This window comes from Spiroplasma clarkii (assembly GCF_002795265.1).
GTDB classification, from domain to species: domain Bacteria; phylum Bacillota_I; class Bacilli_A; order Mycoplasmatales; family Mycoplasmataceae; genus Spiroplasma_A; species Spiroplasma_A clarkii.
Window position 1 is genome coordinate 745,601 of record NZ_CP024870.1, and the last position, 15,605, is coordinate 761,205.

The following is a 15,605-nucleotide window of genomic DNA, read 5'->3' on the forward strand; positions in this document are numbered from 1 at the left end:
AATTTAATGTAAAAATAGTGTATAATTATTACAATTATTATTATGAAGGAGGGCTCTTCGTGCAAAAGGTTAAAATAATTAAAAAGAACCGCAAGGCTCAATATATGATTGTGGCGACTGTTTTATTTGGTTTGGCTTTTTTAAGTTTTGGGGTTTGTATGCTGTTATCTCCAATTGTGAATTACTCAGTTGATGGTTATTCATCTGAAATTTGACTAAGAAACTTCTTCACAAGAGAACTGACTGATGAGTTAATTGTTGAAGAAAAAGGATTGCAGGTTTGAAATTTACTTAAGTGATTGCCTTTTATTGCAACAGAATCAGTTTCTGGGAATGCAGTGGTTTTCTTACCAAGTAAAATTGCAATCATTTGAATTCCTCTTGCAGTTGGAGGTCTAGCAGTTTTGGTGATGACAGTTAGAGCAATCACTCATGCAATTGGTTACAGTCCTTTAAGTAAAAAAGGTATTGCTAGAGTTGTTAAACCAATTAGAAGTTATCAATACACTTTGACATTGTCATGATTTTTTTTAGTGTTAATTTTTATTACTGGATTTATTTCATTGGCATCAGTTTACCCATATTCAGCAGGAGGGTTTATTACTTTTAATCTTAAAGGAAGCATTATTATTGAAGCTGGAGATTCTGAAATCTATGAAAATAACATTGAAGCTTGATTAGTAGGCACTGGACTTAGCAAAAAATTTTATTGATTATCATTAGTTCATTTTAACAATGCTTGAGTAAAAGAGACAGGAATTCAATACATTGGATCTTCAGTTGTAAAAGATAGTACTTTCTTAAAAGCAATGTGAGCAATTGTCCCAACTTTACCATTATTAGTATTTTTACTTAATAATTTAATTGGAACAACATGTGGTGCTTGCTCATGGGGAACAATTAATGCAGTTGTTTTAGCTTCAATTAGTAGTGTCTTGGCAACAAATACTGAAGTAATTAGAGAAGTTATTGTACCTGGAACTGAAAAAACTTCAGATCTAGCTGTGACAAGAACAACTGAACTGGGACCGCAAAAATTGACTTCAAACTTAAAACCAAAATGTCTTGATTTTTACACAAGTTTAGCAGATATTTTATCAAAAGCTGCACTAACAAGTTCGCCATTATACAAAAAAGCTAAAAGTAAAATTGATGATTATAAAAGTAAGTCGGCTAAATTTGACTGAAATAATGAAGTTTCTGAGGTTGAAAGTGTACTGCGTTCAGTTGTTGGAAAAGATCCAAAATTTGTCTTGTTACTTGAAAAAATGATTGATAATCCTAGAATTGAAATTTTTGGATCTGACAAATATAATCTTGACAAATTGATTGACAAATATAACTTTGCATACAGCAAGTGAAATTTGATTGAGATGGAGCAAGTAATTGAACAAATCTATGTCCTAACTTTTAAACACAAAGAACTATATGGGAAAATAGGATATTGTATTAGAACTAAAGTTGATACAAACTTTAGTGAAATTAACAATAAACTAAATATTCTAAGTAGATTAGAAAGTGCTAAAGAAAGTGAAAATTATGATGGTTATCGTGAAATTTGTTTAGAAGCAATATTGGCCATGTCTCCAAATAAAGCTGAAATTAAAACAGCAATTAGTAGACATTTTCACAGTTAATTAAAATCATTTCTTCGAGAAATGATTTTTTATAAAGGGAGTTGATTTTGTTATGTTTGTTATTGGTGTGAGTGGTTTTATTGGAGCAGGGAAGTCAACCTTGTTAAATTATTTAAAAAAGACCTATGAAGTAGTTGTAATTGAAGCTGATTTAATTTCAAAAGAAGTTATTAAAGATGCAAGAGTGTTAGAGTTTTTAAAAGTAAATATCCCCCAAGTTATTACAAATGAGGGAAAAATTGATAGAAAAAAATTAAGAAGTATTGTTTTTTTGGATGCTAAATTAAATGATAAATTTACAGAAATTATGTGACCCTTAATTTCAGATAAAATTAACTATTTGATAAGTCATGATTATAAAAATGAAAGGGTTGTTGTAATTGAAGCTGCAATTATAGCAGGCTTGAATGTTAAATTTGATATAACTATTTTATTGCAAAAAGATGAGTTGCAAAGAATTGATGATGTGGTTGCTCGTGATGAAAGGGAAGTTCAGGAAATAAAATCAGTTTCAAGTTACCAAAGAAATAACTTAAATAATTTTAAATTTGATTATGTTCTTGAAAATAATGATAACATTGAAGTTTTTTATGAAAATATTGATAAATTGGTGAAACAAATTTCCTCCACTCATCATAATAAGTAAAAAATCTTTGTAAACTAAGTTAGTTTTGTACTTTTTTTAGATTTGTTGATCTAAAAAAAGTTAATGTTAATGATAGTCGAATAAAAAGCCCCAATATCATATTGGGGCTTTTTTTAATTTAGTTATTTTTTGCTAGTATTATTACTTTGCTGTTTTACTTACTGCTGTTTTTTTGGGAACTACTTTTGAATTGTTAGTTTTTGCTTTTTTTACATCTGTTTTCTTATTGTTATTTACTGCAGTTTTTTTAACAGCAGTTGTTTTGGTATCAATACCCACTTGTTTTAAGGTTTCTTTAACGGTTTTTTTAACAGCTGCATTAACAGCTTTTTTAATTAATTCTTGAGTTTCTTCAATAGTAAAGATTTTATCCTCATCAATTTTAGCTTCTTTTTGAATTTTTGTTCCAGTCTTTTTACTTGTTACTTCAGTCGCAGTTGTTTTTACCTTACTTGCTTTCACTGGTTTGGCAACTTCAATTTTATCCATATCTAACTCAGAAATATCCAAATTTGTCTCATTTAATGCATCTATTCGAGTTGTTTTTTCTGATGTGAGTTTCTTTTCAACTTGGCCTTTAACGGAGCGCACAGGGACTTTAAATTGAGCATTAGGGTTATCTGCTTGGTGTTCTTTGGCTTTTTTTATAATTTCTCCAAGTCCTGTAGTAGGGGTTGATAGGGGAATGTCTTGATTTGTGGGAGAAGGTGAACCACCTTGCATTTTTGCTCTTAAAGCAGCCATACGACTACTTACTTCCTCTTCACTAACAACCTTTCCTTCCTCAGCATTATTTCCTTGCTGACTTAATTCTTGTTTTTGTTTGGCCGCCTTTGCTTTTGCTTCAGCAAGAATTGCTCCAAAAGTTCCTGGTGCATCTTGTTTTTTGGCAAGTTCTGCAGCAATCTCTTCTTCTGTTTGAACTCCATGTAGTCTTCTGACTTTGGCACTTAGATCATTTTCAATATTGCTAAGTTTTTTTGAAACTTGCTGTTCATCACAAACATGAATTTTTAGGTGAATTGAACAAAATTTTGGCGCAAATGCTCCCATATATGCTTTCCTCCGATTATGTTAAGTAGTGTAGGGTATTTTGACTACACACCAATTTAATTTTATCATAGATATAATACAATGTTTAGACATTTATTTGTATAAAGTGTATTTTACAATATACACTTTACTCGGGTAACTTATATTGATCATCAGTCTTAATTATTAGTGTACAACAATTTAAACACAATAAACTTAAGTCAGATCTACTACTAGTAATTACCAGTTTACACCCACTACAAGTATATTTATTTCGCTTTTCATACCCTCTTTGGTCACCAACAATAGCATATTTATGTTTGATTTGTAAGGCAGCTTTGTTAAAATCCAACTGCTTATCAATGATTTGTCGCAATTCTTTTGAAGTTTTAGTATAGGCATAACCCTTACCATGAGCATTTGTTTTTGAACCCCTAATTGTTGGTTCTATGTACAATTTTCCAATTGAAATTGCTGCAGTTTTGAACTTTTTATTGTGTCTCTGGTTGTTTTCAACATCTTTGATGCCATTTTGATAATTATATTGGTGAATCATTTCATGAACTAAAATTCCAATTAATTCATAATAATCACCATTTAAAGCTAATGTTCAAATTGAAATTTGCATCTTGTTACCATCTAGTCAACCATCATTGGGATTAAAATGACCTAACATCAAGGATTTACTTTGACGTTTATTGTTTTCAACAGCAATTTTTACTTGAACTAATTTGTTGTCAAATAAAATTTCATTTAATTGTCGATGGATTGAAGATAATTCAGTAATAACATCTTCAAGCAATATTTGATTCACTTTAAATCACCCCTATTTTTTATTTCATTTTTTAATAATGCTGTCATTTGAAAGATGTACATCATCATTTTTCAAATATTTACTTTGTGCTCTGTTTTTCTTATTATACTTCAAAAGTTTGTCACCTGTAAAAATTGTTTTGGCACCAAATTTTGCTTCTAATTCTTTGACAAGCATATCGATTTCATTGTTATTATTGTATTTATCATTAACAATGTCTGAAATTGAAATTTGCATCATTCGTTTGATGTCATCGCTTAAATGTCAGAGTCTTACCCCAATTAAATTAATTTCAGAACCATTTCACAGTTCATAAAAACTTTTTCTTGCAGAAGCAAAAATTACATTTGGGTTATCTGTTGGTGTGGCAATTGTTTCTTGTTTTGTTGTTATTTTTTTATGAATTTGTCAATTATACACAACTCCTTGTTGACGACGGTATTTAATAACAACAGTTATGGTTCTTCCTTTTAAATATCTTTTTTTTGATCTATCACTTACTTTTAAAGATAATTCATATAAAATATCTTCAATTTCTTTATTATTGTTTGTTGGAAAATTTAAAGTTAATTCATTTCCAATTGATTTTAATTCATTGCTTTCAACATGAACCTCATCAATACCTATGCCATTAGCTCAGTTCCATAATAGAAAACCTTTTTTGCCAAGCAATAATTGAATATCTTCAAGTTTTGCATGTGCTAAATCATAAATTGTAAAAATATTGTTAATGTTTAAAGTTTTTTCAGTTGCAGGACCAATCATATGCATTTTTTTAACTGGCATTGGTCATAAAAGTTTTGGAACATCTTCAATTAGCAATTGTGATATTCCATATGGTTTGTTAAAGTTAACACAAGTTTTTGCAAGAAATTTGTTGGTACTAATACCAATTGAGCAAGATAAATTTAGCTCTTTCAAGATTTTTTCTTGAATTTGTTGTGCTAATTTTTTAACTGTGCCATATTTTTTTCAAATATTTGTCACATCAATATAACATTCATCAACTGATGCAACTTCAATTTGATCTGTGAAGTTTTCTGAGATCAAATCAAAAACTAGATGTGAAAATTTTATGTAAAGAGAAAAATCTGAATTTACAATTGTTAAGTTTGGACAAAGTTCTCTAGCTTTAAAAACAGGCATCCCTGCTCTGACTCCAAATTTACGAGCATTATAACTAGCAGTTGAAATTATTGATTTGTTATTTGGAGTTGCCACAATTACATTTTTATCTGCTAATGATTGGTCGGTCGCGATGTGACATGCTGCAAAAAATGCATCCATGTCCAACAAAAAAATTACTTTATTTGTTTTCATCTTCAATATCCTTAAAATAATCTCAACACTCATTAACAATTTGTTCAATTCTTGCAGCAGAGATATTTAAAATTGGATTGAGGCATTTTTTTATTCAACATAAGTATTCAATATTTTTTTTCTTATTTCCTAAAATTGGTGATCAACTAATGTCATTTACTGAGAAATTATTTTCTTGACAGTATTGCAAAACCCTTTCAATACTTTTTCTATGTCCAGATTTTTGATTTATTTTACCATTCTTGACATCCTCACGATCAGATTCAAATTGAGGTTTGATTAAAATGATACCATCAATATCATTTTCAACAATATTTTTTAATGGTATTAAAATTTTTTCAACAGAGATAAAACTAACATCACAACAGAAAAAATCTATTTTTTTTTCAAAAAAATCTTTTGTCACATTGCGAAAATTTGTTTTCTCCATTGCTTTTACTTTTGGATTAGATCTCAACTTTCAATCAAGTTGATTGGTACCAACATCAACTGCATAGACATAACTTGCACCAAAAAATAAACAACAATCTGTAAAACCACCTGTTGAACTTCCGATGTCTAAACAAACTTTATTTGCTAAATCTATTTTTCAAAACTGAATTGCTTTTTCAAGTTTTGCACCAGCACGACTAACAAATTCTTTTTCATCAGTTAAAATTTTAATTTGTAAATTTTCAGGATGAAACATTGTTCCTGGTTTTATAATTTTTTCATTATTAATAATTACTTTACCAGCAATTATAAAACCTCTAGCTTTATTTCTATTATCAAATAAATTTTTCTCAAGTAAAATTTGATCTAAACGTTGTTTCATATAATCACCCCTATTCTTAAAAATTATTTAAATTTTTTAACTGACTTAACTTTAAGTTTATCTCTTTTTTTATTTAACTCTTGTAAATTTCTTTTGCTATCCAGACTTGCATAAAGTGCATTTTCCATTTTAACTCATTCAGTAACTTTCTTTAAGAGTTCAGAACCATAAGTTTTTTCGAATCCTTTTTTTAAATTTTCAAGTCTGCGCATATACCTTGCACAAGTTAGTGACATTGGACGTGATAAATTTAAGCGTCCATATTTGCCATTATCTAAATGATCTTTAATAATTTCTAGTTCATGTTGTTTTTCAGATTCAGATTCAACCTCAATCTCGTTCTCCAAATTTATAATTGGTTTTTTATTTAAACCAGAATTAATTATATCCTCTAAATCTGAGTGCCTTGAAGTTACTTGACGAGTTGGAGTAAAAAGTTTATCAATATTTAATGGTGCTAGCTCTTGCGCTACTTTTAAACTAGAATCTGTTTTTTCTTTTGCTTGTGCTTTTTTAAGTTGCTTTGCATATTTTTTGCTAAGTTTTTTGTTTGGTTTATCCTCATCATCAACCATATCAATTGTGTAAAGTTCATCATCAACTAATCCTTTATCAATTACTTGATTTGATTTTTTAACATCAATATTTAAATCAGCTTGAGTAATTTCAACTGTGTTAAAATTACCTTGTGAATTTGAGTCAATCATGTTTTCTAAAGTTAAAGAAGTTTGATCATTGATTGAACTTTGTTGTTTTTCAAAGAAAGAACCATTCAAATCAATTGTTTGGTCATCATCAATACTAAATTTTTTGGTGTTTAAAGCTTGGTTTGATTGTTGTAAAGTTTTTTCATTGTAGTTTTGATAAAAGTTATTATAATCAGAATTAATCTCAACACTATCTGAATCAAAATTTAAAATATAATGTTCTGGAAGTTTATCTTCATAAAAATCCCGATTGAATTGGTGTAGCTCCCGAATTAAAGTTTGTTCAGTCCCCTCAGGAATTACAAATAATCTTTCATATTCATTTAAAATGATTCGGTCATTGTTATTTTTGATATGCAAGACATTTCTGATTTGGTTAATGTCATTTAAAAAAGCATCAACCTGTTCAGGAGGGACATTTCTTAAGAGATTTTTTACATCTTTGTCTTTTAATAATTTATCAATAAAAAATTGTTTTTCTTCTTGAATATTCATTAAAACCCCTCCTTTACTTGTTCTTATTATACCAAAAAATAAATTGTGATTAATTACTTAGAACCAAATACTTAGTTTAAAACCTATTAAAAAATAAGCAAAAAATGCTTATTTAAAATCTTCAATGTCTAGTTCACTAATTACTTTTTTGACTTCCCCTTCAATTGTTTCAAGTTCTGTTTTAGCAGATTTAATTAAGCTTGAAGCCTGTTTGAAAAGTTCTATTGAATCTTCCATACTAGTTGAACTGTCATTAAGTTTGTTTGTAAGATCTTTTAATAGTGCGATTGTGTCAGTAAAATTTTTATTACTCATTTGTTTTTTCCTTTCTGATGTTAACAACATCTAAGTCAATTACACCATCATGCAATTGAGCTGTTAATTTAGAATTTGCATTTAACTCTGTAACACTTCTTACAATTTTATTGTTATGCTTTAATATAGCAAATCCTTTTTCAAGTGGCTTAATTGGATTTAGCAAATCCAATTTCTCAATTTGATTGTTAATATTTTGTTGTGCTTCATTAAATTTTAATTTTAATTGGCTAACTTGATTTTGTAACATTGTTGTTAGCGATGATTTAATGTTACCAAGTCTTGCTTGAACAATTTGATTTAATAACAAAAATAAGTTTTTGATATTATTTTTTAAAGCAATTAATTTATTTTCTAACTGAGCTTGCAGATTATTTTTTAAATTTATAATTTCTGTTCTCAGTAGAGTTAACTTGTTTTGTAAAATATTTGCTAACTGAGTTTGGGTATTATCCAAACTTTTATAAATTGCATTAATATCAGGTGTTGCATATTCTCCAGCAGCAGTTGGAGTTGAGGCACGTTTGTCAGCAAGATAATCTGCAATGGTGACATCAGGTTCATGGCCAATCCCAGTTATGATAGGTATTTTTGATTCATGAATTGCATTAAGAACTGGTCATTCATTAAATGCTCAAAGATCTTCATAACTTCCTCCACCTCTTCCGACTATCAATACATCAAGCTTGTGAGAAAAATTATTTGCCATAATTATTTTACTTGCAATATCTTTTGCTGCACCATCACCTTGAACTAAGGTTGGAAACAAATAAATATTTGCAACTTTGTAACGACGACGCATATTACTAATCAAATCTCTAACTGCATCACCAGTGGCTGCAGTGACAATCCCAATGTTGTTTGGAATTTTTGGGATTTGTTTTTTGTTGACTTCATCACATCAACCTTTTTCTTGAACTTCTCTTAATCTATTGTCATATTCAATTGCTAATGCTCCAACCCCATCAATTTGAAGATTGTTAACTACAAAAGTTATTTTACCTGATGGTTTATAATAACTTATGTTTCCAATTGCAATGACTTCTGTTCCTTCACTGACATTTAAATTCATTATGATTGATGCTCGACTTTTTCAAATAGCACAATCAACTTTTGCTTCAGCATCCTTCAAAGAAAAATAAACATGACCTGACTTGTTGAAAGTTAGGTTAGCAACTTCACCTTTGACTGCTACATCTTTTAATGACCTTTCATTTTCTAAAACTTCTTTAATAAGATCACTAAATTCTGAAATTTTTATAAATTCTGTTACTTGCAAATTGATCACCTTTCTTGCTAGTAGACTAATTCAATATACTCAATTTTACTTATAGATAATTTTACTTTTAGATACACCAAGTAGTAAATCATAAATTCTTCTTTTGTAATTATTCCTGAATTTAATTTTTTTTCATAGGTTGAATAATTTTTTGAAATAAATTCACTTAACTCTTTAAAATCAGCTTGCGATATTTCAAACTTTGTTTCATTAATAATTTTGTCATCAACATCTGTTGAACTGAATTTAATTTTTTTTGTATTAACAATAAACAGATGTTCAAATTTTTTAAAAACATTTTTATAGTCATCAAGTTTATAAACATAATCATCAATTTTTTCAATGTTATCATTATTTAAAACTGTTAACAAAAGTTCTGAATATTTTTGTTTGGAAAATAAATTTGTCTGAGTAATATTTTCAAAGTCAGTATCTGTATCAAGTTTATCAAGATCAAGTGTCTTGGTGATGGTTTGAGTTTCCTTTAAATTATCATTTTCAAAATTAATTGTTTTGGTTTTTTTTGTTGAAACCTCATCAAAGATACTATTAATTTTTTGAACAATCTCTGTATCATTTTTTTCATCATTGTTAAAATTATTTTCACTTGAAAATGTTTTGGTTTCAAAATTTTCATCACTATTAATTTCAAAATCCTCAGAGTTATCAATTTCCTCATCATCAATTCCTTTGTTGAAGTCAATTGTTTTTGAGTATTGTTCTGCTAAGTTGTCATCAATTAATGAATTGGCATTATTGTATTTAGCTTCATTTCTTTTCAACACTTCATCAAAGTCCACAGTTTTTGATTCAAGGTCTGTAACTTCGCTATTTAACTGGACAGTTTTGGTTGAAACTGTTTTTGAATTTTTAAGTTTGAACATTGTTTCAACAACCTCAGGTTCATCAAGGTCTGTGGTTCTCATTAAATCATTTTCAGTTGCCGGACTGTCATTGGCAATTTCATCTCAAAACATATTCAATGTATTTGTAGTATTGATTGGAATTTGTTGAGTTACTTCTGGTTTCTCTTCAACTTTTGGTTTTATTTTTTTCTTAACTTTTTCTTTTTGAACTGTTTTTTTATTTTCAAGAGGTTTGTTATTAATTAGTGAACGAGAAGTGTTGATTGAAGTTGGAGCTTCAATAACTTCTAATAAGTTATGAGGATCACCTTGAAAAACAACTGCTGTCTCAGTAAGAGTTCTAAAGTTTTTTTGAGAAATAAGATTAATCAAACTCAGGTCTTCATATTTTCCCACACTAATAACTGGAACATCATGAACTAAAAGATTGTTAAATATTTTGATGTCATTTAAAAAAGCTGTTTTATAATTTTTTTGAACATCAACATTGTTGTAATAAATTACCAAAGTTGTTGGATCTAATGACTTTAAAACTTTATTTTGAGTTTCTTCAGTTTGTCCTTTGACATAATTTGTTGGCATAATGTCAAAGCGTCCAAATGAATTTAAAATTATTCTTGAAAAATAATCATTTCACAAGATTTTGTAGTCTAATTTTAGCTTTAAAACTTCTTCATTGGCTATTTCTGTAAAAATATTTTTATCAAATTTACTAAAATGTTTTGATAAGTTACTTTGTAAACGATACATTGAATCATAGTGTAGAATATTATCTTTAAAGAAATCAATGTAATACCAGTTAGTGTTACGAACCTTAACACCAACTTTGAATTTACGGTTAATTTGATTAACAAAATCCATGAATTGAGTGTCGGTTTTCTCAACCCTGGCTGCAGTAATTATTACAACATTTTTAATTTGTCTGTTTTTGATTTTTTGCTGAGCATAGTATAAATATTCATTAATTACTCCAAAACTTTTTTCACTTAAAGATTTTTTGGCAAAGTCTATCATAAAACTTAGTAAATAAAAGTCACAAAAAGCTTCAGTTAATAGAGTTTTATAATCATACATTTCAATCCCGAGTTTAGTTCTTTCCAAATAGACATTAAATTCTTTCATTAGCAAATTATAAATTGTTTGAGAAACTTTAGCTTTATAATCATTTAATTGTTCTCTTAATATCTTTGTGTTTCTTACACTCATTTTTCCACCACCTTTATTCAATTTTATCTAAAACAGCATTTAAAAATGCAGTATCTCAACTTGGCAAGAATTCTCGCACCATGTCAATACTTTCATTAACTACAATTGCTTTACTTGTGATCTTTTGAGTTATTTCATAGCTACCATTAATCAAAATTGCTTTGATAATATTGGGGAGACGTTCCCAAGTTCAATTTTCACTAATTAAAGGTTTCACTGCTTCTTGAATTTCAACAAAATGATCTAGTACCTTCATGATGAAGTTACTCATATCATCACTGTTTTCTTCAAATTGTGTTCCATCTAATACCTCTTGTTTTAACTTGGTTAAATCCTCATCAACAATGTATAACTTATACAAGATTTGTACACAATACCTTCTTCTAGTTTTTAAATAGCTAACTGTTTTTTCCATAAGTAAATTCCTTTTTTTGAAGTTATCCTTCTTATTATAACAAAATATTTACAATCACCAAGAAACAACCCTTGTAAATTAAAAAATTCTCATATATTTATGAGAATTTTTGCTTAACTATAATTTATTGATTACTAGCTTCTTCTGGAGTTCCTGGATTTTCTGGTGGAGTTGGGGTTGGTGTAACTCCATCTGTGATTTTAATTTTTGTTAAACTTCTTAAAGTAACGTTAACTCCAAACAGTTTAAAGTCTTTAATAGTTGATGAACCACCCTCAATTTTTTCAAGTTTTCCTTCATTACCAGTAACAAAAGTTAATTTTTCATCCTTATTTTTAAAGGGATTCATCAAGTAACTAATAAGGTTTGAGATATTAAGTGCTTGATAGTTTAAAACAAAGTTTGATGCTGACACTTGTGAGTAAATTTGATTAACATAAACTGAGTAGTTAGAATTTTTGATTTGTGTTAATAGTGATTGATATGCAATTGCTTGAAGTTCTGCAGTTGTCATTTCTGTTTTATTTACTTTGCTTTGATCTAACCATAATGTGTCACTAGCTAATTCTACAAATTTAGTTAGAGGTGTATCAACTTCAATTGTTTTATTATCAACGTTTAGTTTTGTTGAAAATGCTTCTTGAGCAGTTAAGTTAAATTCTAAATCATTTGTTGAGTTGCTGCCACTTGTAATTTTAAATGTTCCTGAAATTCTAGCAGCACCCTTATGTTTGGCAATTAAATTGTCAAAAAAACTATTCATTTCTGCCTCATCACTAGGAACTTCAATTCCTTCAAATTTATATGAAAAACTTAAATCTCCTGAATTAAACACTTCTTCTCATTTTTCAAAATTGCTAAGTCTAAAACTAATTAAGTTACTTAATTGGTGTTCTAACTTAGTTTTACTACTTAATCCGCCATCAGAGTCAGTACCAAAGTAATTCCCATTTAGTATCAAGTTTAATGGTACATTATTGATTAATGAATTTGTCCAAATACTATTAAGTGACGAAATATTTGAATATTCAGAACCCAATGTTCTGGTATTACATGCAACAACTGTGGTTGTTGAAGTTGCAATTAAACTAGCTCCTGCTAATAATCCTAATAATTTTTTCATTTTTATATTTCCCCTTTGCAGTTCCCTCTGCACTAATATATACTAATTATATAGGAGATTTTGTATATGAGCGCAGCTTTTTTTGATAATTCTGATGAATTAAATACCCTATTTCACTTACTTGGTGATGCTGAAAAGCCCAAATATAGTTCAAAAGAAATAGATGGATTTTGTGAAGATATTTTAATAAACTTCAATAATTTATTAGAAATTTCAACCTGCTTTGAGATTTTACAAGCAGATTGCCTAAATAGATACAAGCTAAATTTTTCTCAGGTTTTTGAGGCTGAGGACATTAATTTAAATGAAATGCCAAATTATCAAACAAATTCAGTTTTGTGACATAACTTCATTAAAACAAGTTTTTTAATGGTTAGCGCCAATCAAGATTCATTAAATTTAATCTCACCCAAACTTGTAACAAATTTTTTAAATATTGCAAAGAAACTTGATGAAGCTTTGCAACTTAAGTTGCATTTGTACAAATAAAAGTAAGGTAATTATCTTTTATCTTTAAAAACATCTGCAAATTTTTTAGCTTTTAGCATAGTAATTTCTGCAGCATATGGAGTTGAATTATCATTTAATCATGGTGTTTCTAAAATTATTGGTATCTCACTAAAAATAGGATTATGAACAATTTCACAAAGTGCATCAAAACCAATATAACCATAACCAATGTTTTCATGTCTATCTTTATGAGCATTAATGGGGTTTTTTGAATCATTTAAGTGAATGGCAAATAGTTTATCCAAACCTATTAACTTATCAAACTCGACTACCACTTGGTTGAAATTGTTTTTAATATCATAACCTGCATCATGTAAGTGGCATGTGTCAAAGCACACTCCCACCATTTCTTTTTTTTCAACCTGATCTAAAACAATTTTTAATTCTTCAAAACTAATACAAACTTCAGTACCTTTACCACTCATAGTTTCTAAGGCAATTTTTACTTTAGAGTTTGGTAAAGCTTGGTAAACTTGGTTAATTCCTTTGGCTACTGAATTTAGTGCTAAAGTACGGTCTCCACCAACTGCAGCTCCTGGATGTAAAACTACTGTGTGAACACCAATTTCTTCAAGTCTAATTAACTCTTCTTTTAATAATCTAACCCCCAACTCAAAAGTTTCAGGCTTAATTGTGTTGGCTAAATTAATAATGTAAGGACCATGACAAATTACTTTGTTGATATCAAGTTCATTTTCAATTAAAATTTGTTGGAATTTTTCAATATTTAGTTTTGAAGTGGCTGCTCTAATTGAGTTTTGTGGTGCTCCTGTATAAAACATTAAAGTATTTGCACCATTTTTTATTGCAGTTAGAGCACTTCCAACCAAATAATCTTCTTTCGCACTCATACTAACATGACTACCTAAATAAAAATTAGTTTTTTTCATAATTATTAAATACCTTTCTGACCTGGTGAACATCTTCACATAAGGTTTTTTTTAAATCTTCTAGCTGAGTAAATTTGATTGGTTCTCTAATTTTTGCAATGACTTTCACATCAACTTTTCTATCATACACTTCTTGATCAAAATCTAATAAGTTAATTTCAAAAACCTCTTGGTCAAGTTCGTTTTTTCAATAAAATCCTGCCCCCTTCAATAAGGAGTCAACCCCAGTAATTTTGACTTGACAAGCATAAACTCCATCATTTAATGGTAGTCTTTGAGGAGTTAATAAGTTTATTGTAGGAAAACCAAGTTGTCTACCTAGTTTTTTACCATGACTTACTAGAGCACTAAAACAAAAATCTAATCCAGAATGTTCTTTAAATTCTTTAAATTGTGCTTGTGCTAATAGGTCTATTAATAATATTGGAGTTGGTTTTGTTTGAAAATCCCCAACAATTTGACAAGACTCTTTTCAAAAGGATTTGCAAAAAAGTGTATTTAATCTCTGACAAACTCTGTCTTGAAAATTATCTGCTACCATAATTTTTTTTAAATTTAAAGAATTTGCTAGATCTTGATAAATTTCATTATCTTCTAACTTTGCAAACATTGGGTTTATAGCATAAAAAATTACTAAATCTACTTGAACTTTACTAGCAAGTATTTTGATATTTTCTTGATTTCACAGACCAGGATTGTAATATGAGTCAAAAGGCACCAATAAAGTTGTTTGCAAATTATTTTTTTTAGCAAATTCCTTTAGTGTTCTAATTTGTTCATCTTCAAAAGCAGTTCAATTTTCAAAATCTGCAAGTAATGCTACACTTGGTTGAAATTCAACATTAATTGTCGTTGAATTGTTATAAGTAAAAAAAGTAGTCATCAATTTACCCCTATTCTATGCAAGCAATGCTAAAAAATGATAATTAATAGTTTTCATTGAATGTTGCTTTATAATCTAGTTCTGCTTTTCTAAAGTCAAATTTTGGTTGGACTCTGTGACGAAATATCTTATATTGTTCTGTTGATTCAAACCAAAATTGTCTTCAACACCCAGGTTTAATGCATTTGTAAATGTTATCTCTAAGATCTAATGCAATTTTATTGTGTGCACAATTCATAAATGGAATGTCAAAGTAAATACGGTTCAGTGTTACCTCTAAATCTTTACCTATTTTAAATATTTTTTTATTGTTGTTCATTGTTATTTCCCCCTTGATCTTGATTTGGTTTATTTTTTTAATTCTTCAATTTTTTGTTCAATAAACTTAATTTCAAGTTCTAAATATAATTCATTTGATTTAAGCTCGATTAACTCATCACCTAAACCAGTGCTGATTTTCCTTTTATTAACCATTCCATTAAAGATAAATAAACCAAATAATGGAATGACCAAAACTCATCAACATGGTTTTTTGATTTTGCGTTCAATTTTTTTGATGTCCTCTCTAAAAGTTTTTAATCTTGCAGTTAGATTTGCTTTTTCAGAGTTTAATTGTGTTGCATCCATTTTTAAATATTTTTTAAACATAATTA

At 28.5% G+C, this 15,605-nt stretch carries 17 protein-coding genes; 3 read left to right on the forward strand and 14 right to left on the reverse strand.

What is annotated here, in order from left to right:
• The first annotated feature begins 59 nt into the window (after positions 1-59).
• Both SCLAR_RS03300 and coaE read left to right on the forward strand, forming a co-directional pair.
• Positions 60-1,637, forward strand: coding sequence for a hypothetical protein (locus tag SCLAR_RS03300; protein WP_100254516.1), 1,578 nt, complete (start codon positions 60-62; stop codon positions 1,635-1,637).
• Positions 1,638-1,689: 52 nt separating this feature from the next.
• Positions 1,690-2,283 (forward strand): dephospho-CoA kinase, encoded by a 594-nt coding sequence (gene coaE, locus SCLAR_RS03305; RefSeq protein ID WP_100254517.1) that lies wholly within the window; start codon positions 1,690-1,692, stop codon positions 2,281-2,283.
• Between the two features lie 141 nt (positions 2,284-2,424).
• Here the strand turns inward: coaE and SCLAR_RS03310 are convergent, their stop codons facing one another.
• The 10 genes from SCLAR_RS03310 to SCLAR_RS03355 all read right to left on the reverse strand — a co-directional run bounded on the left by SCLAR_RS03310 (position 2,425) and on the right by SCLAR_RS03355 (position 12,669).
• Positions 2,425-3,336, reverse strand: coding sequence for a hypothetical protein (locus SCLAR_RS03310; RefSeq protein ID WP_100254518.1), 912 nt, complete (start codon positions 3,334-3,336; stop codon positions 2,425-2,427).
• A gap of 127 nt (positions 3,337-3,463) precedes the next feature.
• Positions 3,464-4,129 (reverse strand): SprT-like domain-containing protein, encoded by a 666-nt coding sequence (locus SCLAR_RS03315; RefSeq protein WP_100254519.1) that lies wholly within the window; start codon positions 4,127-4,129, stop codon positions 3,464-3,466.
• Between the two features lie 12 nt (positions 4,130-4,141).
• Complete coding sequence (locus SCLAR_RS03320; RefSeq protein ID WP_169921842.1) at positions 4,142-5,449, reverse strand: Y-family DNA polymerase; 1,308 nt, start codon at positions 5,447-5,449, stop codon at positions 4,142-4,144.
• On the reverse strand, positions 5,436-6,263 hold the full coding sequence (locus tag SCLAR_RS03325; protein ID WP_100254521.1) for a TlyA family RNA methyltransferase: 828 nt from the start codon (positions 6,261-6,263) through the stop codon (positions 5,436-5,438). Before SCLAR_RS03325 ends, SCLAR_RS03320 begins: the two co-directional genes overlap by 14 nt.
• Before the next feature lie 23 nt (positions 6,264-6,286).
• Entirely contained in the window at positions 6,287-7,465 is a 1,179-nt protein-coding gene (locus tag SCLAR_RS03330; protein WP_100254522.1) for a hypothetical protein, read from the reverse strand.
• A 108-nt stretch (positions 7,466-7,573) separates the two neighbouring features.
• Positions 7,574-7,780, reverse strand: coding sequence for an exodeoxyribonuclease VII small subunit (gene xseB, locus SCLAR_RS03335; protein WP_157795135.1), 207 nt, complete (start codon positions 7,778-7,780; stop codon positions 7,574-7,576).
• Positions 7,773-9,059, reverse strand: a complete 1,287-nt coding sequence (gene xseA / locus SCLAR_RS03340) for an exodeoxyribonuclease VII large subunit (RefSeq protein ID WP_157795136.1) — start codon at positions 9,057-9,059, stop codon at positions 7,773-7,775. The genes xseB and xseA overlap by 8 nt, the downstream gene beginning before the upstream one ends.
• Before the next feature lie 17 nt (positions 9,060-9,076).
• The gene (locus SCLAR_RS03345; RefSeq protein WP_100254525.1) at positions 9,077-11,131 is read right to left on the reverse strand and encodes a hypothetical protein; all 2,055 of its coding nucleotides are present in this window, start codon (positions 11,129-11,131) and stop codon (positions 9,077-9,079) included.
• Positions 11,132-11,144: 13 nt separating this feature from the next.
• Positions 11,145-11,546: a transcription antitermination factor NusB gene (locus SCLAR_RS03350; RefSeq protein ID WP_100254526.1), complete on the reverse strand. Its 402-nt coding sequence runs from the start codon at positions 11,544-11,546 to the stop codon at positions 11,145-11,147.
• A gap of 124 nt (positions 11,547-11,670) precedes the next feature.
• Positions 11,671-12,669 carry a lipoprotein gene (locus SCLAR_RS03355; protein WP_100254527.1) on the reverse strand — a complete coding sequence of 333 codons (999 nt, stop codon included), beginning with the start codon at positions 12,667-12,669 and terminating at the stop codon, positions 11,671-11,673.
• Between the two features lie 66 nt (positions 12,670-12,735).
• Between SCLAR_RS03355 and SCLAR_RS03360 the strand changes: the two genes are divergently transcribed.
• Positions 12,736-13,158 carry a hypothetical protein gene (locus SCLAR_RS03360; RefSeq protein WP_100254528.1) on the forward strand — a complete coding sequence of 141 codons (423 nt, stop codon included), beginning with the start codon at positions 12,736-12,738 and terminating at the stop codon, positions 13,156-13,158.
• Positions 13,159-13,169: 11 nt separating this feature from the next.
• On the opposite strand, the gene SCLAR_RS03365 is transcribed toward SCLAR_RS03360, so the two are convergent.
• Genes SCLAR_RS03365 through SCLAR_RS03380 form a run of 4 tightly spaced genes read right to left on the reverse strand, consistent with a single transcriptional unit; the run spans position 13,170 to position 15,600 of the window.
• Positions 13,170-14,102 (reverse strand): deoxyribonuclease IV, encoded by a 933-nt coding sequence (locus SCLAR_RS03365; protein WP_342351774.1) that lies wholly within the window; start codon positions 14,100-14,102, stop codon positions 13,170-13,172.
• Positions 14,056-14,952, reverse strand: coding sequence for a riboflavin kinase (locus tag SCLAR_RS03370; RefSeq protein ID WP_100254530.1), 897 nt, complete (start codon positions 14,950-14,952; stop codon positions 14,056-14,058). The genes SCLAR_RS03365 and SCLAR_RS03370 overlap by 47 nt, the downstream gene beginning before the upstream one ends.
• Before the next feature lie 43 nt (positions 14,953-14,995).
• Positions 14,996-15,271, reverse strand: a complete 276-nt coding sequence (locus SCLAR_RS03375) for a hypothetical protein (RefSeq protein WP_100254531.1) — start codon at positions 15,269-15,271, stop codon at positions 14,996-14,998.
• A gap of 29 nt (positions 15,272-15,300) precedes the next feature.
• Positions 15,301-15,600, reverse strand: coding sequence for a hypothetical protein (locus SCLAR_RS03380; RefSeq protein WP_100254532.1), 300 nt, complete (start codon positions 15,598-15,600; stop codon positions 15,301-15,303).
• Between the last annotated feature and the right edge of the window lie 5 nt (positions 15,601-15,605).